Below are 26,698 nucleotides of genomic sequence, written 5' to 3'. Positions count from 1 at the left end.
TTAGCGTGAAATAAACACGATAAGGAACCACCCGATGAGCCAACAAGTCATTATTTTCGATACAACTTTGCGTGATGGCGAGCAAGCGCTGCAGGCCAGCCTGAGCGTGAAAGAGAAGATTCAGATAGCGATGGCGCTGGAGAGAATGGGTGTCGACGTCATGGAAGTAGGCTTCCCTGTCTCCTCACCGGGTGATTTCGAATCCGTGCAAACCATCGCTCGCCAGATTAAAAACAGCCGTGTCTGTGGCCTGGCACGTTGCGTAGATAAAGACATCGACGTCGCGGCCGAAGCATTGCGCGTCGCCGAAGCGTTCCGCATTCACGTGTTCCTGGCCACCTCGACCCTGCATATTGAATCAAAACTGAAGCGCTCGTTCGACGAAGTGCTGGAGATGGCAATACGCTCAGTGAAACGCGCCCGTAACTACACTGACGACGTAGAATTCTCCTGTGAAGACGCCGGCCGTACGCCAATCGATAACCTGTGTCGCGTGGTGGAAGCCGCTATCAATGCCGGCGCGACCACCATCAATATCCCGGACACCGTGGGCTACACCACCCCGAACCAGTTTGGCGGTATTATCACCACCCTGTATGACCGCGTACCGAATATCGATAAAGCCATTATCTCCGTCCACTGCCACGACGATCTGGGCATGGCGGTCGGCAACTCCATCGCCGCAGTACAGGCTGGCGCCCGCCAGGTTGAAGGGACCTTGAACGGTATCGGTGAACGCGCAGGCAACACCTCGCTGGAAGAAGTGATCATGGCGATCAAAGTGCGCCAGGACATCATGAACGTGCACACCAATATCAATCATCAGGAAATCTTCCGTACCAGCCAGATTGTCAGCCAGCTGTGCAACATGCCGATCCCGGCCAACAAAGCGATCGTCGGTTCCAATGCTTTCGCCCACTCCTCCGGTATTCACCAAGACGGCGTGCTGAAAAATCGCGAAAACTACGAAATCATGTCCCCGCAGACCATAGGTCTGAAGGATGTACAGTTGAACCTGACTTCCCGTTCCGGTCGCGCTGCGGTGAAACACCGTATGGAAGAGATGGGCTATAAGGAACAGGACTACAACCTGGACAATCTGTACGCCGCCTTCCTGAAGCTGGCCGACAAAAAAGGCCAGGTGTTCGATTACGACCTGGAAGCGCTGGCCTTCATTAATAAGCAGCAGGAAGAACCAGAGCACTTCAGCCTGGATTACTTCAGCGTGCAGTCGGGCAGCAGCATTATGGCCACCGCCTCGGTGAAATTGGTCTGCGGCGAAGAAGAGAAAGCCGAAGCTGCCACCGGCAATGGCCCGGTTGATGCGGTTTATCAGGCAATCAACCGTATTACCGGTTACCCGATCGAACTGGTGAAATATCAATTAACCGCCAAGGGTCAGGGGCGCGATGCTCTGGGCCAGGTTGATATCGTGGTGTCGTACAACGGCCGCCGCTTCCATGGCGTAGGTCTGGCGACCGACATCGTGGAATCCTCCGCCAAGGCGATGGTTCACGTATTGAACAATATTTGGCGCTCCCAGCAGGTAGAAAAAGAAAAGCAGCGTCTGCAGCAAAACAAACATCAAAATAATCAGGAAACGGTGTGAACATGACGAAGACCTACCACATTGCCGTCTTGCCCGGAGACGGAATCGGCCCGGAAGTAATGGCCCAAGCGCGTAAAGTGTTGAACGCAGTGCGTCAGCGCTTTGATATCCGCATCACCGAAGCCGAGTACGACGTCGGTGGTATTGCCATTGATCGTCATGGCAGTCCGCTGCCACAGGCAACCCTCGCCGGTTGCGAGCAAGCCGATGCCATCCTGTTCGGTTCAGTAGGTGGCCCGAAATGGGAACACTTGCCGCCGGCAGAACAACCTGAACGCGGTGCCTTGCTGCCCTTGCGCAAGCACTTCAAACTGTTCAGCAACCTGCGCCCTGCTCGCCTGTATCAAGGGTTGGAAGAGTTCTGCCCGCTGCGGGCCGACATCGCCGCCCGCGGTTTCGATATTCTGTGCGTGCGTGAACTGACCGGTGGTATCTACTTCGGCCAGCCGAAAGGCCGTGAAGGCCAGGGTATGCAGGAGCGCGCTTTCGACACCGAGGTCTATCATCGCTTCGAGATCGAACGCATTGCGCGCATCGCCTTCGAATCTGCCCGCAAGCGCCGCAATAAAGTGACCTCGATTGATAAAGCCAACGTATTGCAGAGCTCGATTCTGTGGCGCGAAGTGGTCAATCAGGTCGCCAAGGATTACCCAGATGTGTCGCTGTCGCATATGTATATCGACAACGCCACCATGCAGTTGATCAAAGACCCGTCGCAGTTCGACGTGCTGCTGTGTTCCAACCTGTTCGGCGATATCCTGTCCGACGAGTGCGCAATGATCACCGGGTCGATGGGCATGCTGCCGTCCGCCAGCCTGAACGAGCAAGGCTTCGGTTTATACGAGCCCGCAGGCGGTTCTGCACCGGACATCGCGGGTAAAGGCATCGCCAACCCAATCGCCCAGATCCTGTCCGCCACCCTGCTGCTGCGTTACAGCCTGGGTGCCACTGAAGCAGCGGATGCCGTAGAACGCGCAATCAACCAGGCGCTGGAACAGGGTTACCGCACCGCCGATCTGGCAGGTACCGGTAAAGCCATCAGCACCGATGAAATGGGTGACATCATCGCCCGCTTTGTAGCTCAGGGGGCATAACATGGCCAAGACCTTATATCAGAAGCTGTACGATGCCCACGTGGTGTACGAAGCGCCGAACGAAACGCCGCTGTTGTATATCGACCGCCATCTGGTGCACGAAGTCACTTCGCCACAGGCATTTGATGGTCTGCGCGCCATGGGCCGCAAGGTGCGCCAACCTGGCAAAACCTTCGCCACTATGGACCACAACGTCTCGACCCAAACCAAAGACATCAACGCCAGCGGCGAGATGGCGCGTATTCAAATGCAGGAGCTGATCAAGAACTGTGCTGAATTCGGCGTCTCGCTGTATGACCTGAACCACCCTTTCCAGGGCATCGTACACGTCATCGGCCCTGAGCAGGGCATGACGCTGCCGGGCATGACCATCGTCTGCGGCGACTCTCATACCGCGACGCATGGAGCCTTCGGCTCGCTGGCCTTCGGTATCGGTACCTCGGAAGTGGAACATGTGCTGGCTACCCAAACCCTGAAACAGGGTCGCGCCAAAACCATGAAGATTGAAGTCACCGGTGATGCCGCCGAAGGCATTACTGCCAAGGACATCGTGCTGGCGATCATCGGCAAAACCGGCAGCGCCGGCGGTACCGGTCACGTCGTGGAATTCTGTGGCAAAGCGATTGAAGCGCTGAGCATGGAAGGCCGCATGACCCTGTGCAACATGGCGATCGAGATGGGCGCCAAAGCCGGGTTAGTGGCTCCGGACGACACCACCTTTGAATACCTGAAAGGCCGTCAGTTTGCCCCAACCGGCAACAACTGGGAGCAGGCCGTCGCCTACTGGCGCACCATGAAGTCAGATGACGACGCCAAATTTGATACCGTAGTGACCTTGCGCGCCGAAGACATCGCGCCACAGGTTACCTGGGGTACCAACCCAGGGCAGGTTATTGCCGTTAATCAGGCAATCCCGGCGCCGGAATCGTTCAGCGATCCGGTGGAACGTGCCTCGGCAGAAAAAGCGTTGGCCTATATGGACCTCAAACCGGGCATCAAGCTGACCGAAGTGCCGATCGACAAAGTGTTTATCGGCTCTTGTACCAACTCACGTATCGAAGATTTGCGTGCGGCTGCGGCAATCGCCAAAGGCCGCAAGGTTGCCAATGGCGTACAGGCGATCGTGGTGCCGGGCTCCGGCCCAGTGAAAGCTCAAGCGGAAGCGGAAGGCCTGGATCAAATCTTTATTGAAGCCGGTTTCGAATGGCGTCTGCCGGGCTGCTCAATGTGCCTGGCGATGAACAACGATCGTCTGAACCCCGGTGAGCGCTGTGCCTCCACCAGCAACCGTAACTTCGAAGGGCGTCAGGGCCGCGGTGGACGTACTCACCTGGTCAGCCCGGCGATGGCAGCGGCGGCGGCCGTTGCCGGTCATTTCGCCGATATCCGTGATATTCACTAAGGGGCTAACGTGTCTAAATTTACTCAACATATTGGTTTGGTCGTGCCTCTGGACGCGGCTAACGTCGACACCGACGCCATCATTCCAAAACAGTTTTTACAGAAAGTGACGCGTACCGGCTTCGGCCAGCACCTGTTTAACGACTGGCGCTTCCTCGATGACGCCGGCCAGCAGCCAAACCCTGAGTTCGTGCTGAACAAGCCGCGCTACAAGGGTGCCAGCATCCTGCTGGCGCGCGAAAACTTTGGCTGTGGCTCCTCACGCGAGCACGCTCCGTGGGCACTGACCGATTACGGTTTTAAAGTGGTGATTGCGCCCAGCTTCGCCGATATCTTCTACGGCAACTCGTTCAACAACCAGCTGCTGCCGGTTACTTTGAGCGAACAGCAGGTTGATGAACTGTTCAAACTGGTCGCAGACAACGAAGGGGTCGAATTCGTGGTCGATTTGGAGAACCAGACGGTCAATGCCGGCGGCAAAAGCTACCCGTTTGAGATCGACAGCTTCCGCCGCCACTGCATGATTAACGGATTGGACAGCATCGGCCTGACGCTGCAACACGAAGCGGATATTTCACGCTACGAGGCGCAGCAGCCCGCGTTTCTGAACTGATCAGCGGCTAATACCCTAAATAATTGGAGCTGCGGCAAGGCGGCAAGTAAGTAAATCCCCTGGAGCTTAGTGAACTAAGTGACAGGGGTGCGCTTACGCAGCCAACACCGCAGCAGCTTCAAGTATGACGGGTATCACCAGTAACCCAGCCACTTCCACCAGGCCCCACCAATTAACATCCAAATCAGCAGGTTAATCACGCTCATCACAAAACCGGCTTTCCACCATTCGCCCAGCGTCACATAGCCGGAACCGAAAATGATCGGCGCCGTCCCGGTACCATAGTGGGTCAGTGACATCATCAGAGAAGACGAAAACGCCAGGATCAGGCCCAACAGCGCCGGTGGCGCCCCGAGCGCAACGCCAGCGGCAAAGAAGGCGGCAAACATGGCGGTGACGTGTGCGGTGGTGCTGGCAAAGAAGTAGTGCGAATACAGATAGATGATGGTTAACAGCACGGTGCCGCCCACCCAGCTCATCCCCATATGATCAATACCGCTGCCCACGGTCTGCGACAGCCAACTAATCAGCCCCAACTTGCCGAGGAAACTGGCCATCATCACCAACGCAGAGAACCACACCACCGTATCCCAGGCCCCTTTGTGCTTCAAAACGTCTTCCCAACTCAGCACGCCGGTCGCCAACAGCACCGCCAGGCCAATCAGCGCGGCCGTGGTGGGGTTAACCGCCAGCGCCGGGCCGAAGATCATCGCCGGAATGCCGGCCCATAGCACGAGCAACAGAGCAAACACTGCCAGGGTGATTTTCTCCGGCAAGGTGATTGGCCCCAAAGCCTGTAGCTTGTCGCGGGCGAAGCGCGGCGCGTCCGGGGTACTTTTCACCTCCGGCGGATACAACAGATAAATGACCAGCGGCATAACGATCAACGAACACACGCCCGGCACCAGAGCAGCAATTGCCCACATTGACCAGGAGAGTTCGAAGTTGCCGTGCGTCCCCTTGGCGATCAGGCTGACGATCAGCGGGTTAGGCGCAGTCGCGGTGATAAACATCGCCGACGTGATAGGGTTGATGTTGTAATTCACCAGCGACAGATAGCGGCCAATTTTGCCTGAGGTATTCAGATCGGGCCGCGAGCCGAAGCTGTCGGCGATTGACTTCATGATCGGATGGATAATCCCGCCGCCTCGGGCGGTATTGCTTGGGGTGACTGGCGCCAGGGTGGTTTCCGCCAGCGTCAATGCATAGGCGATCCCCAGCGTCTTCTTACCGAACAACGAAATAAAGTAGTAGCCAATGCGCGCGCCCAGCCCGGTTTTGTTCAGGCTAAGGGAGATCATGATCGAAAAACCGATCAACCAAATCAACTGGTTGGAGAACCCGCTGAGTGCATCATTGAGCGCCGCGCCCGGTTTGCCGGGGTTAGTGACACCGGTTACGGCCACCAGTGCGATGGCCACTATCGAAACCGCACCAATCGGCATTGCCTTGCCGATGATGGCGATGATAGTGCCGATAAACAGCGCCAGCAGATGCCAGGCATTGGGCGCAACCCCTTCGGGAACCGGGATCACAAACCAGATAAGCAGAGCGACGACGACGGCACACAGGGAAGGGACAGGTTTGAGCGGTGTTAGTTTATCCATAACATACCCACTTTTCTAAACGGATCGGCATCTCAGCAGCAAGATGGGCGGGAGCACAGCGATCGGGCTCCGGTTTCGTTTAGCTTGGGCCGTTGGCGTAATGTTCTCAATGACATGCGTCAATGTTGACGACGTTTAAACTCACACTTCTCGCACGCGAACGCTCATCCATAACGCCGCCACCGCCAGCAGTGCCGCCAGCCAATACACCGCGTAATGACCCAGGTTTTCCACCAACGCGCCCTGCAGCACCCCGGCCAGGATCACCCCGGTAGAAATACTGTTGGTAAACAGCGTTGTCGCCGCACCGGGCCGCCCTGGCATCAGGTCCTGGAAATAGAGCATGCCAATACCGGCGATAATGCCGATAAAGATGGCATTGAACAGCTGTAATACCATCAGCGCCAGCTTGAATTTAAACACCACCAGCCCGGCATAAAACAGGATGCCTGCCACCACGGCGAACAGCATCATATTGCGTTTGCCGAAGCGCTTGACGTAATAACCGGCCAGCAGCATCGCCGGGATCTCCAGCCCGGCCGCCGTGCCCATCAGCAGTCCCGCCAGGTTCTCCGGCAGGCCCAGATCGGCGGTGATATACAGCGGCATGTCGATGATGTACATGGTATTGCAGGTCCACATCAGCACCGAGGCGATAAACAACCGCCTGACATCCGGGTTCCGCCAGGCGCTGACTGGGGCAATCGGTGCCGAAGGCGCTGCGATTAGCGTATCGGCAGGTTCTACCGGCGCGACACGCGGCACCGAAGGCAGCGTAAACCACACCAGTAATGCACAAATTGCAAAGGTCGCCGCGGCAATAACGAACATCACCGTAAAGCCGTAATTCAACGCCAGCGTAAACGAAAGCGGCGGGCCAATCACCCAGGCCAACGACAGCTGCGCACGCATGACCGAGCTGAACATCACCACTTCACGTGCCGAGCTGTCAGCATATTCCCGCGCCAGTGCGAAAATCTGTGGCATGGCGGTGTTGGCAATTGCCGACAACAGCACCCCGGCCGTAATCAGCGTCAAATAGTCGCGGTTGAAGGCAAAAAGCAGGCAGTTGCCGACCGCCATCAGGCAGCACACCAGGATCAGCTTGCGTCGATCGCCGCGCGTGTCCGAACGTTTGGCCAGCAGAAAACTGACCGCGATGCCGACAATGGCGTTAACGGTATAGAACAGACCGACCCACAGCGGTCGGACCTTAACCTCGGTGGTTAAAAACAGGCTCAGGGTCGGCGCCAATAGCGCTCCGGCAATACCGGAAAGGAAAGCAATCAGCAGGAAAGCGGCAAAGACGGGATTAAAGCGGCGTGGCAGCCAATGCAGTCGTTTCATATCTTCGTCTCAGGCCCTTAATGCGGAAGACAGAACCTTAGGCCAAGGGGAAAAAATTGCAAGAATATCCCCACAGCCCACAATAAAAAAACCAGTGGGTATGACCCCACTGGCTGGTGAACAGCACCATTACTCAGAAACACTTTCGCTACCGAAGCCTCAGAGGTGCTCGCGGTATTGCTTGTCCGTCATTGACGCGATATCCCATTGGGTCAGGTGGGCCAACATCTCCAGCCGCGCCTGTTCAGGTACCAGTCCCAACCAGTCAGCGTGCTGCCGGCGTACTGCGCTGAAGTAGCGCTGATAGAACTGTTTTGACAAGAAAACTTTCATCCGTCGCCCTCCCCCTTTCATTGAGGAAAATTATCGGCGTAATATAGGGAAAGATAAATTGATGGGTTACCGCCGGAGCCTTCCTCTTTTATGTCCACTTCCAGATTGCAACAGCAGTTCATTCGCCTGTGGCAGCGCTGCCATGGCGAACCGACCGAAACCACGTTACAAGAGCTGGCCGAAGTGCTCAGTTGCTCGCGCCGCCACGTGCGTTCGTTACTGGGCGCCATGCAGCAGCAGGGCTGGCTGACCTGGCAGGCAGAATCGGGGCGCGGCAAGCGTTCGCAACTGACCTTTCACTATACCGGTCTGGCGTTGCAGCAGCAGCGTGCCGAGGAGTTGCTGGAGCAGGATCGTATCGATCAGCTGGTGCAACTGGTCGGCGATAAAAATGTGGTGCGGCAGATGCTGCTGTCCCAACTGGGCCGCAGCTTTCGTCAGGGTAAACATATCCTGCGCGTGCTCTACTACCGGCAACTGTACAATCTGTTGCCAGGCTCGGCGCTGCGCCGCTCGGAAACCCATTTGGCGAGACAAATTTTCAGCGGCCTGACGCGGATAAATGAGGAAAACGGGGAACTGGAATCCGATCTTTCTCATCACTGGCAAGCTTTAACGCCATTGCATTGGCGCTTTTATTTACGCCCGGCCATTCATTTCCACCATGGGCGCGAGCTGGAAATGGAAGATGTCATCAGTTCGCTCAGCCGGTTGATGCCACAACCGCTGTTCTCCCATATCGAACGCGTGACGTCGCCGACGCCCTACGTGATTGACGTACATCTGCACAGCCCCGATTACTGGCTGCCGTGGCTGCTGGGCAGCGTACACGCCATGATATTGCCGCGCGAGTGGCAGAGCCTGCCGGAGTTCTCGCGCCATCCGGTCGGTACCGGCCCCTATAGCGTGGTGCGCAATCACCGCAGCCAGATGAAAATTCACGCCTTTGATGATTACTTTGGCTATCGCGCACTGATCGACGAGGTCAATATCTGGGTGCTGCCAGAGGTAACCGAAGAACTGGTGCACTCCGGCGTACAGCTCCAGGCGGACGATACCGGGAAAAACGAGCTGGAAAGTCGACTGGAAGAAGGCTGCTATTTTCTGCTATTCGATCAGCGCTCCCCGCTGGCGGCCGATCCGGTCATCCGCAGCTGGTTATGCGAACTGATCAACCCTATTTCGCTCCTGAGCAACGCCGGCCCTGTTTATCAACGCTATTGGTCACCGGCCTACGGCATTCTGCCGCGCTGGCACCACAATCGCGCGCTGGCATTGCAGCCCAAACCGGCCGGATTGACCGAACTGACCCTGACCTACTACAGCGAACATTCGGAGTTCCACGCCATTCAGCAGGCGATCGAGCCGCTGCTGGCGCAGCACGGCATTAAGCTGAATATTCAGATTGTCGATTACGCTACCTGGCATAAAGGCGACGCGAGCACCGATTTGTGGCTCGGCAGCGCCAACTTTTACCTGCCGCTGGAGTTCTCACTGTTCGCCACCCTGTATGAACTGCCGCTGATGCAGCACTGCATGAGTGAGGACTTGTCCGAAGATGCGGCGCTGTGGCGCGCCAATGCCCTGCCGCTGGCGGACTTTTGCCAACGTCTGGTCAGCGGCCATCAATTGCATCCTCTGTTCCACCACTGGCTGCAACTGCATGGCCAGCGCAGCATGCGCGGCGTGCGAATGAACACTCTGGGTTGGTTTGATTTCAAATCCGCCTGGTTTGCGCCGCCGGAAGCATAAGCACCTTTCACCGGCGCCCGTTAGTCTTTACAATGGCGCCGTCTCAACGGGGTGCGAAAAACGATTTATTGCTGAGATATACCCAAAATAATTGACGTTGCAGGTAGGCGGCAACCGAGCGACAAATCGGTCGGGAACCGATTTGAACAGCGCTTGCGTTGGCCCGAAGGGCGAGCCTCATGGACGAGGCTCATAAATCCCCAAGAACATAGAATTCCTATGTGACTGGGGTGAGAGAGAGAAGCCAACACCGCTGCAACTTCAAGTATGAAGGGGATAAACCCGTCGAACCTGATCCGGTCAATACCGGCGGAGGGATTTGAGCCCAGCGATCCGGCATCAGCCGCTTGCCCCCTCAGATACCCTTGCCCCCCTAAATTTTCAGGAGTGCAAAGTGGTCAAAAAAAGTCTGCCCTTGTTACTGTTGCTGTGCGCCGCACCGGTGTTCGCCAAGCCCACGCTGACGGTCTACACCTACGATTCCTTCGCCGCTGACTGGGGCCCTGGCCCGGCGGTCAAAAAAGCCTTTGAGGCCCAATGTGATTGCGAGCTGAAATTTGTCGCGCTGGAAGACGGTGTCTCACTGCTTAACCGCCTGCGCATGGAAGGCAAAAACAGCGCCACCGACGTGGTGCTGGGGCTGGACAACAACCTGCTGCAGGCGGCGCAACAAACCGGGCTATTCGCGCCAAGCGACGTCGACAGCAGCAAATTGAACGTACCGGGCGGCTGGCAAGACAAAACCTTCGTCCCCTATGACTACGGCTACTTTGCTTTCGTTTACAACAAAGAAAAGCTGAAAAACCCGCCCAAAAGCCTGCATGAGCTGGTCGACAGCAGCCAGAACTGGAAAGTGATCTATGAGGATCCGCGTACCAGTACCCCAGGTTTGGGTCTGCTGCTGTGGATGCAGAAAGTGTATGGCGATCAGGCACCGGCAGCCTGGCAGAAGCTGGCGAAGAAAACCGTCACCGTGACCAAGGGCTGGAGCGAAGCCTATGGCCTGTTCCTGAAAGGCGAAGGCGATTTGGTGCTTAGCTACACCACCTCCCCGGCCTACCATCTGATTGAAGAAAAAAAAGACAGCTACGCCGCGGCCGACTTCAGTGAAGGCCATTATCTGCAGGTGGAAGTGGCGGGCAAACTCAAGGCCAGCAAGCAACCTGAGTTGGCGGAACGCTTTATGCAATTTATGGTATCCCCGGCGTTCCAAAACGCCATTCCTACCGGCAACTGGATGTACCCGGTGATCAAGACCTCACTGCCGGCCGGATTTGACCAAATGACCGTCCCGCAGACCGCACTGCAGTACAGCGCAGAAGACGTGGCCAAACAACGCAGTAACTGGATCCGGGCATGGCAAACCGCCGTCAGCCACTGATCCCGCGTTGGCTATGGCCGGGGCTGCTGGCCGCCGGCCTGATCCTGACCATCGCCGTGCTGGCGATGGGGTCGCTGTGGCGGCACGCGCCGGACAGCGATTGGCGTGGTATATGGCAAGACAGCTACCTGTGGCACGTAGTGCGCTTCACGTTTTGGCAGGCCCTGCTGTCCGCGCTGATCTCGGTGCTACCCGCGATCCTGCTGGCTCGGGCGCTCTATCGCCGCCGTTTCCCCGGTCGTCAGTTACTGCTGCGGCTCTGCGCCATGACGCTGGTGCTGCCGGTGCTGGTGGCGGTATTCGGCCTGCTCAGCGTATATGGCCGCCAGGGCTGGTTGGCAATGCTGTGTGGCTGGCTGGGCATTAACTACAGTTTCACGCCTTATGGTCTGCAGGGCATCCTGCTGGCGCACATGTTCTTCAACCTGCCGTTGGCGACACGTCTGTTGCTGCAGGCGCTGGAAAACATCCCGGTTGAACAGCGCCAATTGGCAGCCCAGCTCGGCATGAGCGGTTGGCAGCAGTTTCGCTTTGTCGAGTGGCCGGCGCTGCGCCGTCAAATCCTGCCGAGCGGCGCGCTGATCTTTATGCTGTGCTTCGCCAGCTTCGCCACCGTACTGTCGCTGGGAGGTGGGCCGCAGGCAACCACCATCGAACTGGCCATCTATCAGGCGCTCAGTTACGACTACGATCTCAGCCGCGCCGCGCTGCTGGCGCTGATCCAACTGGCATGCTGCCTGGGGCTGGTGATCTTCAGCCAGCGCCTGAGCCAGGGGCTGCCGGTCGGCAATACCCATGCCACTATCTGGCGTAATCCGGAAGACAGCCTGTGGCGACGCATCAGTGACTTTTTGCTGATTGCCGCCGCGTTGCTGCTGCTGTTGCCCCCACTGCTGGCGGTGATCGCCGACGGCGCCAATCAAACGATGGTTAGCGTCCTGCAGCAACAGGTGTTGTGGCAGGCATTGTTCACTTCGTTACTCATCGCTCTGGGGGCGGGCGTACTTTGTGTCATGCTGACCATGATGCTGCTGTGGAGCAGCCGTGAGCTGAAGCTGCAACAGAGACTGCGTTGGGGGCACGCGCTGGAGTTGAGCGGTATGGTGATCCTGGCGATGCCGGGCATTGTGCTGGCCACCGGTTTCTTCCTGCTGTTGAGCGACACCGTCGGGCTGCCGCAGTCGCCGTACGCGCTGGTGATCCTCACCAATGCGTTGATGGCAGTGCCCTATGCGCTAAAAGTGTTGGAAAACCCCATGCGCGACTTGGCCGAACGTTATAATCCGCTGTGCCTGTCGCTGGATATTCAGGGCTGTCAGCGGCTACGCTGGATTGAGCTGAAAGCACTGCGCCGCCCGTTGGCCCAGGCGCTGGCCTTCGCCTGCGTACTGTCGATCGGCGATTTCGGCGTGGTAGCACTGTTTGGCAACGAACATTTCCGCACCCTGCCTTTTTACCTGTACCAGCAGATCGGCGCCTACCGCAGCAATGACGGCGCGGTCACCGCGCTGCTTTTGCTGTTGCTGTGCTTCCTGCTGTTTACCCTGATCGAACGCTTACCGGGCCGCTCTGACCGATAGATTTCAAGCTGCAGCAAGGCGGCGACTGAGCGCATTCCCAGGAGCTTAGTTCCCTAAGTGACTGGGATAAGTGAAGAAAGTCAACACAGCGGCAACGTGAAAGATGAAGGACATATGCTAAAGCTTGAAAAACTGACCTACCTGTATGAACACCTGCCAATGCGCTTCGACCTGCATATTCAACCGGGCGAACGCGTCGCTGTGCTGGGCCCCAGCGGGGCGGGGAAGAGCACTCTGCTCAGCCTGATCGCCGGTTTTCTGCCGTCCGCCAGCGGCAGGTTGCTGCTCAACGGTAGCAACCACACCGGCACGCCGCCAGCCAAGCGCCCGGTCTCGATGCTGTTTCAGGAAAATAACCTGTTCGCCCACCTGACGGTGGCGCAGAACATCGGTTTAGGCCTGGATCCCGGCCTGCGGCTGAATGAAGAGCAGAAGCGGCAGTTGGCGCAAATTGCCCGGCAAGTAGGGCTGGAAGAACATCTGCCTCGCCTGCCGTCACAGCTTTCCGGTGGCCAACGCCAGCGTGCCGCCCTGGCGCGTTGCCTGATCCGCCAGCGGCCCATCCTGTTACTCGACGAACCTTTTTCGGCGCTCGATCCGGCTTTACGCAACGAGATGCTGCAACTGCTGCAGGAAGTTTGCGACCAGCGAAACCTGACGCTGTTGATGGTATCGCACAACCTGGATGACGCCGCACGCATCGCGCCACGGACCCTGCTGGTGGTGGACGGCCGTATTTTTTACGACGGCCCGACGCAGGCGCTGCTGGACGGCAGCGCGCCGGAAGCCAAGGTGCTGGGCATTTCACACAAACCGTGATCTTCCGCCCGTTTTTTATGCTGTGCAAATAAACCAGTTGTGCGAATTTTTCGCCTGTGGTTTTATAAAAACCTGACTTTTTTTACTGATGATAAGGTTCCCTGTGATCGCATCCTCGCTGACTTCGACCCTACTAATTACCGCGCTACCAGCCGCGGTGGTCGTCGTGCGTGTGGTGGTGGTCGTCGGCAATGCGCCGTAGGGTCCGAATCAACGCATCGATTCCCAAACCCCGCCGGCGCAAACCGGGCGGGGTTTTTAGTTTTAGCCCCCTGCCCAGAAAAGCAAACCGGCCTTGAGAAAGGATAGGAACATGGTAATTTCGGGCACGCCACATCAAGGTAACCGCTTCACCGGCGCAGAGTTGATCGTTCATCTGCTGGAGCGTCAGGGCATCACCACCGTCGCCGGCATTCCCGGCGGCGCGGCACTGCCGCTGTATGACGCGCTGAGCCAAAGCACCCGTATTCATCACGTACTGGCTCGCCACGAACAGGGGGCGGGTTTTATGGCGCAGGGTATGGCACGCGCTAACGGGAAAGCGGCGGTTTGTATCGCCTCGAGCGGCCCGGGCGCGACCAATCTGGTCACCGCCATCGCCGACGCCAAACTCGATTCTATCCCGCTGGTGTGTATCACCGGCCAGGTGCCCTCTTCGATGATTGGCACCGACGCCTTCCAGGAAGTGGACACCTATGGCATCTCGATTCCAATCACCAAGCACAACCATTTGGTCCGCGATATCCGCGAACTGCCGCAGGTGATTTGTGACGCATTCCGCATCGCTGAATCCGGCCGCCCTGGCCCGGTGTGGATCGACGTACCGAAAGATGTTCAAACGGCGGTTATCAGCCTGGACGAACTGCCGCCGATCGCCGTTCCCGATGCGGCGCCAACCTTTGAAGCTACCGCCGTGGCGCAGGCCGCCGCGATGATCAATCAGGCCAAACGCCCGGTGTTGTATCTGGGCGGCGGCATCATCTGCGCCAACGCCTATCAGCAGGCGATTGAGCTCGCTGAACGCGCCAACCTGCCCACCACCATGACGCTGATGGCATTGGGCGCCATGCCGGTGCAGCATCCGTTGTCGCTGGGCATGCTGGGTATGCATGCGGCGCGCAGTACCAACTTTATTCTGCAAGAGGCTGATTTACTGATCGTGCTGGGCGCGCGCTTTGACGATCGGGCGATTGGCAAGACCGAGCAATTCTGTCCAAACGCCAGCATCATTCACGTGGACATCGATCGCGCCGAACTGGGCAAGGTAAAGCAGGCCAATATTGCCATTCACGCCGACGTAGGCCAGGTATTGCAACAACTGCTGCCTCAAATTGAAGCACAGCCACGCAGCGAATGGCTGAGTACCGTCAATGATCTCAAGCGCGAGTTCCCGTTCAGCATGCCTAACGCCGAAGATCCGCTGAGCCACTACGGGCTGGTGCTGGCTGCCGCGCGCTGCGTGGACGAAAACGCCATCATTACCACCGACGTGGGCCAGCATCAGATGTGGGTAGCACAAGCCTATCCGCTGAGCCGACCGCGCCAGTGGTTGACCTCCGGCGGGCTGGGCACCATGGGCTTCGGCCTGCCAGCGGCGATCGGCGCTGCCCTGGCCGAGCCGCAGCGCAAGGTGCTGTGTTTCTCCGGTGACGGCAGCCTGATGATGAACATTCAGGAAATGGCGACCGCCGTCGAACATGACCTGGACGTGAAAATTATCCTGATGAACAACCAGGCGTTGGGGCTGGTGCACCAGCAGCAAACGCTGTTCTACCAGCAGCGCATTTTCGCCGCCGCCTATCCCAAGCGCACCGACTTTATCAAGATTGCCGCCGGTTTCGGGATGGACACCTGCGATTTGAATGCCGCAGAAGATCCGCAGGCGGCACTGGCCGAAGCGATCCAACGTCCAGGGCCTTGCCTGATCCATGCGCTGATTGATATTAATGAAAAAGTTTTCCCGATGGTGCCGCCGGGCGCTGCCAACATCGACATGATTGGAGAATAAGCCATGTCAGAACAACGCAATAACCCACAGGTGATCCTGGAACTGGCGGTACGTAACCACCCTGGCGTGATGTCGCACGTCTGCGGCCTGTTTGCCCGCCGCGCCTTCAACGTGGAGGGCATTCTTTGCCTGCCACTGAAAGACGGTAAACAAAGCCGCATCTGGCTATTGGTGGCGGACGATCAGCGGCTGGTGCAGATGATCAGCCAGGTAGAAAAACTCGAAGATGTGCTGCAGGTAAAACGCCACAGCGAAGACGTGCGGGTGTTTGAACAACTGGAAGCCTTCTTCCAGTAAGGTGCAAAGGGGCGTCACGCCCCCTTGTCATTGACCGGCCAGCACCTTCCAAAGCAGGTGACGATAAACCGGCATCAGCGGTTGCTGGTGCAGATAATAAAAGGTGCCGATCGCCAATCCCCAGCTCAGGACGCAGGCCATCCGCAGACGTACCGGTGACAGCCACTTGCCAAGCCGGTCGGCGCTGCGTTTGCCTTCGCGCCACCATCGCCAGCTCAGCCAGGCGGCCAGCCAAATCAATACCACTACCGCAAACAGCAACCACTTAAATAACGCACTGTTGGCGCTGGCAGGGATATCGATGGCTACGCCGGCCAAAATACCGGGGAAGAAATAGACTGGTGGCCAGGCAATACAGCCGATGATGTTAGGCAACGCGAATTTATACGGCGGCAAATCGAGCATGCCGGCCACCATCGGCACCAGCGGGCGCGTTGGGCCAACAAAGCGCCCAATCAGGATGGTCGCCATACTGTGTTGGTGCAACGCGTGCTCGGTCTTGTCCAGCATCGCTTTGTTCTTCTTCAAGAATGACCAGCGGTGCAGCGGCCCCTTGAAGGCGCGGCCGATAAAGTAAGAAATCCAGTCACCCAACAGGCAACCCACGATGCCCGCAGCCCAGGCATAATAGAAATCTACCTGACCGCTGCCGATCAACGCACCGATACTGGCCATCATGACCGTGCCGGGCAGCAACAGCCCCACCAGCGCCAGCGATTCCAGAAACGCGACAAACATGACCACCATTAGAGTGAAAGCCAATGACTGGGTGATCAAGTGCTGTAAATAGGCTTCCATTAAACCTCTGTTCGTTATCCAAAGCGCGTGGGCGTGGGCGTGGGCGTGGGATTGTCCGGTGCGGCCGGGAGCGAGTCAATATGTGAATTGTATGCTTTTTTGGCAGAACTGTGCGGCCATGGACAATTACTGTATAAAAACCCATACTATAATTTATCTACCAGAACCAAAGCTTTCGCAAACAGCCAACGACACCACGCCTTGAGCATCAGGGGAATACCCAATGGATTTCAAGTTGCGGCTAGGCGGCAAGAGCGAGAGTCCCCAGGAGCTTACTCAAGTAAGTGACTGGGGTGAACGCACGCAGCCAACAACGCCGCAGCTTGAAATACGAAGGGTATATGATGTCACTCCAACAGGGCTTTCTGCTCACCCGTCACTGGCGTGATACGCCTGCCGGCACCGAGGTGGAGTTTTGGCTGGCGACCGACAATGGGCCGCAGCAACTTCGTCTGGCGCCGCAGACTTCCGTAGCCTTTATCCCGGCCGAACAGCGCCAGCGCGCTGAACTGCTGCTGCGTGAGGAGCGGCAACTGGAGCTGAAACCCCTGCCGTTGACTGACTTTCACCATCGCCCGGTGGTGGGGCTTTACTGCCGGCAGCATCGCCAATTGATCAAGCTGGAAAAGTTGCTGAAAGACGGCGGCGTCAATGTCTACGAGGCCGATATCCGTCCACCGGAACGCTACCTGATGGAGCGTTTCATCACCGCACCGGTGTGGTTCAGCGGCCAGGCCAACGGCAACGGCCCGCTGCAGGGCGGCCAAATGAAACCGGCGCCGGAATACCGCCCAACCTTGAAGCTGGTCTCCCTGGACATTGAAACCACCGCGCACGGCGAGCTGTACTCGATTGCCCTGGAAGGTTGCGGCCAGCGCCAGGTTTACATGCTTGGGCCCGCCAACGGCGGCAATGAACCACTGGATTTTGAGTTGGAGTACTGCGTCAGCCGTCCGCAAATGCTGGAACGGCTGAACCAATGGCTTGAGCGGCACGATCCCGACGCCATTATTGGCTGGAACCTGGTGCAGTTCGATTTACGCGTGCTACAAAAACACGCCGAACGCTATCAGATCCCGCTGCGACTGGGCCGTGGCGGCAACCTGCTGGAGTGGCGCGAACACGGTTTCAAACAGAATCACTTTTTCGCTTCCGCTGCCGGTCGCCTGATTATCGACGGCATTGAAGCGCTGAAATCCGCCACCTGGAACTTTCCGTCGTTCAGCCTGGAACACGTGTCGCAAACGCTGCTGGGAGAAGGCAAGTCTATCGATAACCCTTACCAGCGCATGGCAGAAATCGACCGGCGCTTTGCCGAAGACAAGCCCGCGCTAGCGCGTTACAACCTGAAAGACTGCGAACTGGTTACACGAATTTTTGCCAAAACCGAGTTGCTGACCTTCCTGCTGGAACGCGCCACGGTTACCGGGCTGGCAGCCGACCGCAGCGGCGGTTCGGTAGCCGCCTTCAGCAATCTGTATATGCCGCGCATGCACCGGCTGGGCTTTGTGGCCCCCAACCTGGGTGAACAGCCCGAGGAACACAGCCCCGGCGGTTTTGTGATGGATTCGCAACCCGGCCTGTATGACTCGGTGCTGGTGCTGGATTACAAGAGCCTGTATCCCTCAATCATCCGCACCTTCCTGATCGACCCGGTCGGCTTGGTGGAAGGCATGCGAAACCCAGGCGATGCGGACTCGGTGCCCGGTTTTCGCCACGCGCGTTTTTCACGCAGCAAGCACTGTTTGCCGGCAATCGTCGAGCAGATCTGGCAAGGCCGTGAAGCGGCGAAACGTCAGCAGAACAAAGCCTTGTCGCAGGCCTTAAAGATCATCATGAACGCGCTGTATGGTGTATTAGGATCGAGCGGCTGTCGTTTTTTCGATCCCCGATTAGCCTCGTCGATCACCCTGCGCGGCCATGAAATCATGCGGCAAACGCGCGAGCTGATCGAGGCGCAGGGGTATCAGGTGATCTACGGCGATACCGACTCAACCTTCGTTTGGCTCAAACAACCGCATGACGAGCAGCAAGCGGCGCAAATAGGCCGAAAGCTGGTGCAACAGGTGAACCAATGGTGGCAACAGCATTTGCAGCAAGAGTACGGGCTGGAAAATGCGCTGGAACTGGAGTTTGAAACCCATTATTCACGTTTCCTGATGCCGACCATTCGCGGCGCCGAGCAGGGCAGTAAAAAACGTTACGCCGGGCTGATCGCCCAGCCGGACGGCAGCGAAGAGATGGTCTACAAGGGATTGGAAACGGTGCGCACCGACTGGACACCGCTGGCACAGCAGTTTCAGCGCCTGCTGTATCAACGCATTTTTAAACGCCAGCCCTACCAGGATTTTGTGCGTGAATATGTAAGCCAAACGCTTAACGGCGATTTCGACGATCGGCTGGTCTACCGTAAGCGTCTGCGCAGGAAGCTGGACGACTATCAGCGCAACGTTCCGCCGCATGTGCGCGCAGCACGTATCGCCGACGACTATAATCGTCAGCAGGGACGACCGTTGCAATACCAAAACGGCGGCTGGATCAGCTATGTCATGACTGTGGCCGGGCCGGAGCCGCTGGAGACCCAGCAGTCGGCGATTGATTATCCCCATTATCTGGAGCGCCAGCTGCAGCCGGTAGCAGACGCTATACTGCCATTTTTGCATGACGATTTTACCACGCTGGTGACCGGGCAGATGGGACTGTTTTAACATTCCGCCCGCCAGCAGGGTTTGGTGAAGGGTTAAGAAAAATCATCGGGTTTTGCAGGTGACGAACGCGCCGCCTTCCATTACCATAGCGCCCTTCCCAAATTCTGGACCCACACACCCCCCATGTCGTCTGACGATGTATGCATGGGATGAATAGCTATTGCCCGCCATATTAAAATAAATCGGGATTAGCAGACGTTTGATACGGGTGCCGCGGCCCTTTCCGCCCGGTAACAAGACTTACTTAAAAGAATCGAGCCGACAATATATGCCTTTTACACTTGGTCAACGCTGGATCAGCGATACGGAAAGCGAATTAGGACTGGGAACCGTCGTGGCGCTGGATGCGCGCATGATTACCCTGCTTTTCCCCGCAACCGGTGAAAACCGCCTCTACGCCAGAAATGACTCGCCAATCACCCGCGTGATGTTCAACCCGGGCGACACCATCAGTAACCACGAAGGGTGGGAACTGCAGGTCGAAGAGGTCAAAGAGGATAACGGTCTGCTGACCTATATCGGCACCCGCCTGGATACCCAGGAAAGCGGTGTGGCGATGCGCGAAGTGCTGCTGGACAGCAAATTGACCTTCAGCAAGCCGCAGGACCGCCTGTTTGCCGGCCAGATCGACCGTATGGACCGTTTCGCCCTGCGTTTCCGCGCGCGTAAATACCAGAGCGAGCAGTATCGCCTGCCGTTCGCTGGCCTGCGTGGCATGCGTGCCAGCCTGATCCCGCACCAGTTGCATATCGCCTATGAAGTCGGCCAGCGTCATGCGCCGCGCGTTTTGTTGGCGGACGAAGTTGGATTGGGTAAAACCATCGAAGCCGGGATGATTATCCACCAGCAGTTGCTGGCAGGCCGCGCCGAGCGCGTATTGATCGTGGTGCCGGAAACCCTGCAGTACCAGTGGCTGGTCGAAATGATGCGCCGCTTCAACCTGTATTTCTCTCTGTTTGACGACAGCCGTTACTCAGAGGCCAAACTCGACAGCAGCAACCCGTTTGAAACCGAACAGCTGGTGATCTGCTCGCTGGACTTCGTACGCCGCAACAAGCAGCGCCTGGAAGAGCTGGCCGATGCCCAGTGGGATCTGTTGGTGGTGGATGAAGCGCACCATCTGGCCTGGAGCGAAGATGCGCCGAGCCGTGAATACCAGGTGATCGAACAACTGGCAGAACACATTCCCGGCGTGCTGCTGCTGACCGCAACGCCAGAGCAACTTGGCCAACAAAGCCACTTCGCCCGTCTGCGCCTGCTGGATCCGAACCGTTTCCACGACTACCACGATTTTGTTGCCGAACAGCAAAAATATCGCCCGGTGGCCGATGCCGTTACCCTGTTGCTCAGCGGTGAGCGCCTGGCCGACGACAAGCTGAACCTGCTCGGCGAGCTGATCGACGAACAAGACATTGAACCGCTGCTGAAAGCCGCCAACAGCGACGGTGAAAACAGCGAGCAGGCGCGTCAGGAACTGGTCACCATGCTGATGGACCGCCACGGCACCAGCCGCGTGCTGTTCCGTAACACGCGCAACGGTGTCAAAGGCTTCCCACACCGCAACCTGCACCAGATCAAACTGCCGTTGCCGACCCAGTACCAGACCGCCATTAAAGTGTCCGGCATCATGGGCGCGAAGAAAACCGTTGAGGCGCGCGCACGCGACATGCTCTATCCAGAGCAAATCTATCAGGAATTCGAAGGCGAGAACGCCACCTGGTGGAACTTCGATCCTCGCGTTGAATGGTTACTGAACTATCTGGTGGCCAATCGCCACGAGAAAGTGCTGGTGATCTGCGCCAAGGCAGCCACCGCGCTGCAATTGGAGCAAGTGCTACGGGAACGTGAAGCTATCCGCGCCGCCGTGTTCCACGAAGGCCTGTCGATTATCGAACGCGACCGCGCCGCCGCTTACTTCGCCTCCGAAGAAGACGGTGCCCAGGTGCTGTTGTGTTCCGAGATCGGCTCCGAAGGCCGTAACTTCCAGTTCGCCAGCCACCTGGTGATGTTCGACCTGCCGTTCAACCCGGACCTGCTGGAACAGCGTATTGGCCGTCTGGACCGTATCGGCCAGATGCATGACATTCAAATCATGGTGCCGTACCTGGAGAACACCGCGCAGGCAGTTCTGGGCCGCTGGTTCCACGAAGGGCTCGATGCCTTCGAGCATACCTGCCCGACCGGCCGTACCATTTACGACAGCGGCTACGAGCAGCTGATCGCTTTCCTGGCTTCGCCGACCGAGCAGGAAGGGCTGGACGAGTTCATTCACGCCTGCCGCCAGCAGCACGACCACCTGAAAATGCAGCTCGAGCAGGGCCGTGACCGCCTGCTGGAAATGCACTCCAACGGCGGCGAGAAAGCGCAGACTCTGGCGGAAGCCATTGCCAATCAGGACAACGACGTCAATCTGGTGGGCTTCGCGCTGAACCTGTTCGACATCGTCGGCATCAATCAGGACGATCGCAGCGACAACCTGATTGTTCTGACGCCGTCCGACCACATGCTGGTGCCCGACTTCCCGGGTCTACCGCAGGACGGCTGTACCGTCACCTTCGATCGCGAACAGGCTCTGTCGCGTGAGGATGCCCAGTTCGTCAGTTGGGAACACCCGATTATCCGCAACGGCCTGGATTTGATCCTGTCCGGCGATACCGGCAGCTGTGCAGTTTCCCTGTTGAAAAACAAGGCACTGCCGGTCGGTACCCTGCTGGTCGAGCTGGTGTATGTGGTCGAAGCGCAGGCGCCGAAACATCTGCAGCTGACTCGCTTCCTGCCGCCAACGCCAATCCGCATGTTGATGGATCGCAAAGGTACCAATCTGGCAGCGCAGGTTGAATTCGAAAGTTTCAACCGCCAGTTGAACGCGGTCAACCGCCATACCTCCAGCAAGCTGGTCAATGCGGTGCAACAAGATGTGCATGCCATGTTGCAACAGGCGGAAAGCCTGGTTGAAGAACAGGCTCGCGCTCTGATCGAGCAGGCCAAACAGGAAGCGGATGACAAGCTGAGCACCGAGCTGGCTCGTCTGGAAGCTCTGAAGGCGGTCAACCCGAACATTCGTGATGACGAGGTAGAAGCGCTGGAGTTCAACCGCAAGCAGGTGCTGCTCAACCTGAATGAAGCAGGATGGCGTCTGGATGCAATCCGTCTGGTGGTCGTTACTCACCAGTAACCCGCACCAGGGGAACTGCAGTTCCCCTGGCCGTTACTCTCAGCGGAGCCAACAAAATGGAACCCTACAATCCCCCGCAGGGCCCGATGCATATCCTGTATCAGGATGAGCACATTATCGTGGTCAACAAGCCAAGTGGCCTGCTGTCGGTCCCGGGCCGTGCGCCGGAAAATAAAGACAGCCTGATGACGCGCATTCAGGCGGATTTTCCGGCTGCCGAATCGGTGCATCGTCTGGATATGGCCACCAGCGGGGTGATTGTGGTGGCGCTGAACAAGGCGGCCGAGCGTGAACTCAAGCGCCAGTTCCGTGAGCGCGAGCCGAAGAAGTCCTACATCGCCCGCGTGTGGGGGCATCTGGCGCAGGATGAAGGTCTGGTGGATTTACCACTGATTTGCGACTGGCCGAATCGGCCGCTGCAGAAAGTGTGTTTCGAGACCGGCAAAGCGGCGCAAACCGAATATCTGGTGTTGTCACGCGACGCCGACGGCAGCACGCGGGTCAAACTCATGCCGATCACTGGCCGCTCGCACCAGCTGCGCGTGCATATGCTGGCGCTGGGGCATCCTATCCTCGGCGACGGTTTCTATGCCACGCCAGAAGCCAAAGCCATGGCGCCGCGTTTACAGCTGCATGCACAAGAGCTGCGCATTACCCATCCGGCTTTCCAGACGCCGATGCACTTTCGCGTCGAACCCGACTTCTGACCGATATAAAGAGGGGCTCAGAGAATACCGAGCCCTCACCTCTTTTTACTTAAAGCCTTTCTCGCGTTTGATCAGGTCGTAGGCCGCCTGAATTTCCTGCGCTTTCTGCTTGGCCATTTCCATCATTTGCGGCGGCAAACCTTTCGCTACCAGCTTATCCGGATGGTGCTCGCTCATCAGCTTGCGGTAGGCGCGCTTGATGGTGGTCGCGTCGTCGCTGCTGCTGACACCCAATACCTTGCAGGCATCCTCCAGCGTTGGACCGCGTTGCGCCTGTTGGTAACCGCCTTGCGAATAACCGCCCTGCTGACCGCCGCCAAACTGGCGTCCGCCCTCCATCATGCTGAGGAACTGGTCGAACTGCGCACGTGAAATGCCCAGCTCTTCGGCGATCACATACAGTACCTGCCGTTCGTTAGGATGCAGTGACCCGTCGGCAAACGCCGCCTGGATCTGAATTTCCAGAAACATCCTAATCAGGTCAAAACGGCCAAAGCAGATGCTGCGGAACTGCTGCAGCGTTTCTCTCAGCGGGAACTGGCTCTGTTTGCCTTCACGAAACGCCTGCTGCGCCGCGGTACGGGCTTCCCCGTGCAGTTGCAGACGATCCATAAACAGGCTGGCGATCTGAATATCCGCCTCGGTAACGCGCCCTTTTGATTTGGTCAGGTGACCCATCACCTGAAAAGTGGTGCGGAAAAACAGCGTTTGCCGCGTTTGCTGGTCGGTAAAAAAGCCCCGGCTGCGCTTGTTGCTACGCGCAGAGTCGATCATATGACCGACAATCAGCCCCAAAACTACACCCCAGAATCCCGCGCCAGCCCAAATGGCCACGATGACCCCGAGCAGTTTTCCCCAATACTGCATATACTCCTCAATTATCATGCCGAAAGCCGACTGCTCCCTTCCGTCTTAGGTAAGGGTTAAGGCGATTTTTCTCAGGATTTGGATTATCATACCTGTCATTTATCTTTGCGCCTATCGACGACGCAAGTAAACGGCCGGATTTAACACTAGCGCAACGCAGATGAGTGATATAGTCTCTGACCGTTTGCCGGACATGACGCCTCTGATGACGGAACACCAAAACCGCGTATGAAAAAAAGTTTCCCAACACTGCTGGCCACACTGATTTGGACGGCACTCTACAGTCAGCACGCGCTGGCTGACCTGGCCGAGCAATGTATGCTTGGCGTTCCTGTTTATGACAAACCGCTGGTCAGCGGCGATCCTAACAGCCTGCCTGTCACCATTCACGCCGATGATTCACGCGCGGACTATCCGAAAAGCGCGCTGTTCACCGGCAACGTGAATATTGAACAAGGCAACAGCACCCTGACCGCCAAACAGGTGGAACTGAACCAGACGCAAGACGCGGGGCAAACCGAACCGGTTCGCACCGTGACCGCTACGGGTGACGTGCACTACAGCGACAACCAGATCAAGCTGAAAGGCCCGAAAGCCTGGTCGAACCTGAATAATAAAGATACCGACGTCTATCAAGGCGACTACCAAATGGTGGGCCGTCAGGGACGTGGCGACGCCGACAAAATGAAGATGCGCGGCGCCAACCGTTACACCATTTTGGAAAACGGGACCTTTACCTCCTGTTTGCCGGGTGATAACAGCTGGAGCGTAGTCGGTTCCGAAGTGATCCACGACCGCGAAGAGCAAGTCGCTGAAATCTGGAATGCGCGCTTCAAAATTGGCGGCGTGCCGGTCTTTTACAGCCCGTACCTGCAATTGCCGGTCGGTGATAAGCGTCGTTCAGGCTTCCTGATCCCGAACGCAAAATATGGCAGCAACAATGGCTTTGAGTTCATGCTGCCGTATTACTGGAACATTGCGCCGAACTTCGACGCCACTATCACCCCACATTACATGTCCAAACGTGGTCTGCAGTTACAGAACGAATTCCGCTACCTGGTGCAGCCGGGTCTGGGCCTGATGGAATTGGACTGGTTGCCGGACGACAAGGAATACAGCAAGGACAATCCTGACGACAGTAAGCGTTGGTTGTTCTACTGGAACCACAACGGCGTGATGGATCAGGTGTGGCGTTTCAATGTCGACTACACCAAGGTCAGCGACTCCAAATACTTTACCGATCTGGATTCCAAATACGGTTCGACCACCGACGGTTATGCAACGCAGAAATTCAGCGTCGGCTACGCCATTGATAACTGGGACGCGACCTTAAGCTCCAAACAGTTCCAGATTTACGACGATACCGATCGCAGCAGCTCAGACTCCTACAAAGTTCAGCCGCAGCTCGACCTGAACTACTATAAAGAGGATCTCGGCCCGTTCGATTTCCGCATTTATGGTCAGGCCGCCAAGTTTATCAGCGTCAACCCCTATAGCCCGGACGCCACCCGTCTGCATATGGAACCGACGCTCAGCCTGCCACTGACTAACGGTTGGGGCAGTATCAATACCGAAGCCAAGCTGCTGGCGACCCATTACCAGCAGGATATTCCTGACGGTTTCGCCAACAACTACAAGAACCGCACCGGCAGCGACGCCCCCGATCTCGATGATTCTGTCAATCGCGTGTTGCCGCAGTTCAAGGTCGACGGCAAGATGGTGTTCGATCGCCCAATGAACTGGTCAGAAGGCTATACGCAGACCCTTGAACCGCGCGTGCAGTACCTGTACGTGCCGTATCGCGACCAAAGCAACATCTACACCTACGACACCACGCTGCTGCAAACCGACTACTCCGGTTTGTTCCGCGACCGTACTTACAGCGGTCTGGATCGCATTGCCTCACAGAACCGCGTATCAACCGGTTTGACCTCGCGTATTTATGATGATGCGCTGGTTGAACGTTTTAACGTTTCTGTGGGTCAAATCTACTACTTCAGCCGTTCCCGTACCGGTGACAAAACGACGAATTACGACAACAATGACGACACCGGCAGCCTGGCCTGGGCCGGCGACACCTATTGGAAGATCGACGATCGCTGGGGCCTGCGCGGCGGTCTGCAGTATGATACGCGTCTCAATAGCGTCTCATTGGGCAACGGCGTGCTGGAATACCGTCAGGATTCCGAACGCGTGCTGCAGTTGAACTATCGTTACGCTACGCCGGAGTATATTGAGACGGCACTGAACACCAGACAAGTGCCGGCTTATCAGGACGGTATTTCGCAGGTGGGCGTCACCGGCAGTTGGCCAATCGCCGATCGCTGGGCCGTCGTGGGGGCTTATTACTACGACACCCGCGCCCAACAGTCCGCCGATCAGTTGCTCGGTCTGAAGTACAACACCTGCTGCTGGGCAGTGACCTTGGGCTACGAGCGCAAGATCACCGACTGGAACAACAGCAACAATACCAGCGTTTATGACAACAAAGTTTCATTCAACATCGAACTGCGTGGCCTGAGCAGCGATCACAGTCTGGGCTCCGCGGAAATGTTGCGTTCCGGCATACTGCCTTACCAGCGTGCATTTTGATACTTTGTAA

The 26,698-nt window shown here is 57.4% G+C and carries 20 protein-coding genes; 15 read left to right on the top strand and 5 right to left on the bottom strand.

The features are described from left to right. The first annotated feature begins 34 nt into the window (after positions 1 to 34). From leuA to leuD, 4 genes are read left to right on the top strand one after another with little or no spacing between them, the layout of a single operon-like run. The gene (gene leuA / locus AAZT04_RS20000) at positions 35 to 1,609 is read left to right on the top strand and encodes a 2-isopropylmalate synthase (protein ID WP_020825197.1); all 1,575 of its coding nucleotides are present in this window, start codon (positions 35 to 37) and stop codon (positions 1,607 to 1,609) included. Positions 1,610 to 1,611: 2 nt separating this feature from the next. Further along, complete coding sequence (leuB, locus tag AAZT04_RS19995) at positions 1,612 to 2,703, top strand: 3-isopropylmalate dehydrogenase (protein WP_041414192.1); 1,092 nt, start codon at positions 1,612 to 1,614, stop codon at positions 2,701 to 2,703. 1 nt (position 2,704) lies between these two features. Continuing rightward, the gene (gene leuC / locus AAZT04_RS19990) at positions 2,705 to 4,105 is read left to right on the top strand and encodes a 3-isopropylmalate dehydratase large subunit (protein WP_046374527.1); all 1,401 of its coding nucleotides are present in this window, start codon (positions 2,705 to 2,707) and stop codon (positions 4,103 to 4,105) included. Positions 4,106 to 4,114: 9 nt separating this feature from the next. Further along, positions 4,115 to 4,717, top strand: coding sequence for a 3-isopropylmalate dehydratase small subunit (gene leuD / locus AAZT04_RS19985; RefSeq protein WP_020825194.1), 603 nt, complete (start codon positions 4,115 to 4,117; stop codon positions 4,715 to 4,717). A gap of 134 nt (positions 4,718 to 4,851) precedes the next feature. Here leuD and AAZT04_RS19980 read toward each other — a convergent pair whose 3' ends face one another. The 3 genes from AAZT04_RS19980 to sgrT form a co-directional block, all read right to left on the bottom strand. Beyond that, positions 4,852 to 6,324 carry a DASS family sodium-coupled anion symporter gene (locus tag AAZT04_RS19980; RefSeq protein WP_020825193.1) on the bottom strand — a complete coding sequence of 491 codons (1,473 nt, stop codon included), beginning with the start codon at positions 6,322 to 6,324 and terminating at the stop codon, positions 4,852 to 4,854. A 141-nt stretch (positions 6,325 to 6,465) separates the two neighbouring features. Next, positions 6,466 to 7,671, bottom strand: coding sequence for a sugar efflux transporter (locus tag AAZT04_RS19975; protein ID WP_020825192.1), 1,206 nt, complete (start codon positions 7,669 to 7,671; stop codon positions 6,466 to 6,468). A gap of 159 nt (positions 7,672 to 7,830) precedes the next feature. Further along, a complete protein-coding gene (sgrT, locus tag AAZT04_RS19970) occupies positions 7,831 to 8,004 on the bottom strand; it encodes a glucose uptake inhibitor SgrT (RefSeq protein WP_020825191.1) in 174 nt (57 codons plus the stop codon). 90 nt (positions 8,005 to 8,094) lie between these two features. On the opposite strand from sgrT, the gene sgrR reads away from it, so the two are divergent. The 7 genes from sgrR to ilvN all read left to right on the top strand — a co-directional run bounded on the left by sgrR (position 8,095) and on the right by ilvN (position 15,841). After that, on the top strand, positions 8,095 to 9,756 hold the full coding sequence (gene sgrR, locus AAZT04_RS19965) for an HTH-type transcriptional regulator SgrR (RefSeq protein WP_046374530.1): 1,662 nt from the start codon (positions 8,095 to 8,097) through the stop codon (positions 9,754 to 9,756). A gap of 394 nt (positions 9,757 to 10,150) precedes the next feature. After that, entirely contained in the window at positions 10,151 to 11,137 is a 987-nt protein-coding gene (gene thiB, locus AAZT04_RS19960) for a thiamine ABC transporter substrate binding subunit (RefSeq protein ID WP_434681463.1), read from the top strand. After that, a complete protein-coding gene (thiP, locus tag AAZT04_RS19955) occupies positions 11,113 to 12,717 on the top strand; it encodes a thiamine/thiamine pyrophosphate ABC transporter permease ThiP (protein ID WP_434681461.1) in 1,605 nt (534 codons plus the stop codon). The genes thiB and thiP overlap by 25 nt, the downstream gene beginning before the upstream one ends. A 114-nt stretch (positions 12,718 to 12,831) precedes the next feature. Next, entirely contained in the window at positions 12,832 to 13,536 is a 705-nt protein-coding gene (thiQ, locus tag AAZT04_RS19950) for a thiamine ABC transporter ATP-binding protein ThiQ (RefSeq protein ID WP_174573728.1), read from the top strand. A gap of 88 nt (positions 13,537 to 13,624) precedes the next feature. After that, complete coding sequence (gene ivbL / locus AAZT04_RS19945) at positions 13,625 to 13,738, top strand: ilvB operon leader peptide IvbL (protein WP_218167600.1); 114 nt, start codon at positions 13,625 to 13,627, stop codon at positions 13,736 to 13,738. Between the two features lie 111 nt (positions 13,739 to 13,849). After that, positions 13,850 to 15,544, top strand: a complete 1,695-nt coding sequence (gene ilvB / locus AAZT04_RS19940; protein ID WP_048762919.1) for an acetolactate synthase large subunit — start codon at positions 13,850 to 13,852, stop codon at positions 15,542 to 15,544. 3 nt (positions 15,545 to 15,547) lie between these two features. Then, on the top strand, positions 15,548 to 15,841 hold the full coding sequence (gene ilvN, locus AAZT04_RS19935) for an acetolactate synthase small subunit (RefSeq protein WP_020825185.1): 294 nt from the start codon (positions 15,548 to 15,550) through the stop codon (positions 15,839 to 15,841). Positions 15,842 to 15,868: 27 nt separating this feature from the next. On the opposite strand, the gene AAZT04_RS19930 is transcribed toward ilvN, so the two are convergent. Continuing rightward, complete coding sequence (locus tag AAZT04_RS19930; protein ID WP_020825184.1) at positions 15,869 to 16,639, bottom strand: DedA family protein; 771 nt, start codon at positions 16,637 to 16,639, stop codon at positions 15,869 to 15,871. A gap of 344 nt (positions 16,640 to 16,983) precedes the next feature. Here AAZT04_RS19930 and AAZT04_RS19925 point away from each other — a divergent pair, with 344 nt between their 5' ends. From AAZT04_RS19925 to rluA, 3 genes are all read left to right on the top strand, one after another. Continuing rightward, positions 16,984 to 19,347: a DNA polymerase II gene (locus tag AAZT04_RS19925; protein ID WP_041415212.1), complete on the top strand. Its 2,364-nt coding sequence runs from the start codon at positions 16,984 to 16,986 to the stop codon at positions 19,345 to 19,347. Positions 19,348 to 19,615: 268 nt separating this feature from the next. After that, positions 19,616 to 22,522, top strand: a complete 2,907-nt coding sequence (gene rapA, locus AAZT04_RS19920) for an RNA polymerase-associated protein RapA (RefSeq protein ID WP_434681457.1) — start codon at positions 19,616 to 19,618, stop codon at positions 22,520 to 22,522. 56 nt (positions 22,523 to 22,578) lie between these two features. Further along, positions 22,579 to 23,229: a bifunctional tRNA pseudouridine(32) synthase/23S rRNA pseudouridine(746) synthase RluA gene (rluA, locus tag AAZT04_RS19915; protein ID WP_046374535.1), complete on the top strand. Its 651-nt coding sequence runs from the start codon at positions 22,579 to 22,581 to the stop codon at positions 23,227 to 23,229. 45 nt (positions 23,230 to 23,274) lie between these two features. Here the strand turns inward: rluA and djlA are convergent, their stop codons facing one another. Further along, positions 23,275 to 24,096: a co-chaperone DjlA gene (gene djlA, locus AAZT04_RS19910; RefSeq protein WP_020825180.1), complete on the bottom strand. Its 822-nt coding sequence runs from the start codon at positions 24,094 to 24,096 to the stop codon at positions 23,275 to 23,277. Between the two features lie 228 nt (positions 24,097 to 24,324). Here djlA and lptD point away from each other — a divergent pair, with 228 nt between their 5' ends. Beyond that, positions 24,325 to 26,688: an LPS assembly protein LptD gene (gene lptD, locus AAZT04_RS19905; protein WP_129983303.1), complete on the top strand. Its 2,364-nt coding sequence runs from the start codon at positions 24,325 to 24,327 to the stop codon at positions 26,686 to 26,688. Positions 26,689 to 26,698 lie beyond the last annotated feature (10 nt).

Origin of the sequence: Serratia sp. Je.1.23.a (assembly GCF_051129805.1) — a bacterium.
Classification (GTDB): Bacteria; Pseudomonadota; Gammaproteobacteria; order Enterobacterales; family Enterobacteriaceae; genus Serratia; species Serratia liquefaciens.
Note: the sequence above shows the minus strand (reverse complement) of the source record. Positions and strands in the feature narration are given on the sequence as shown.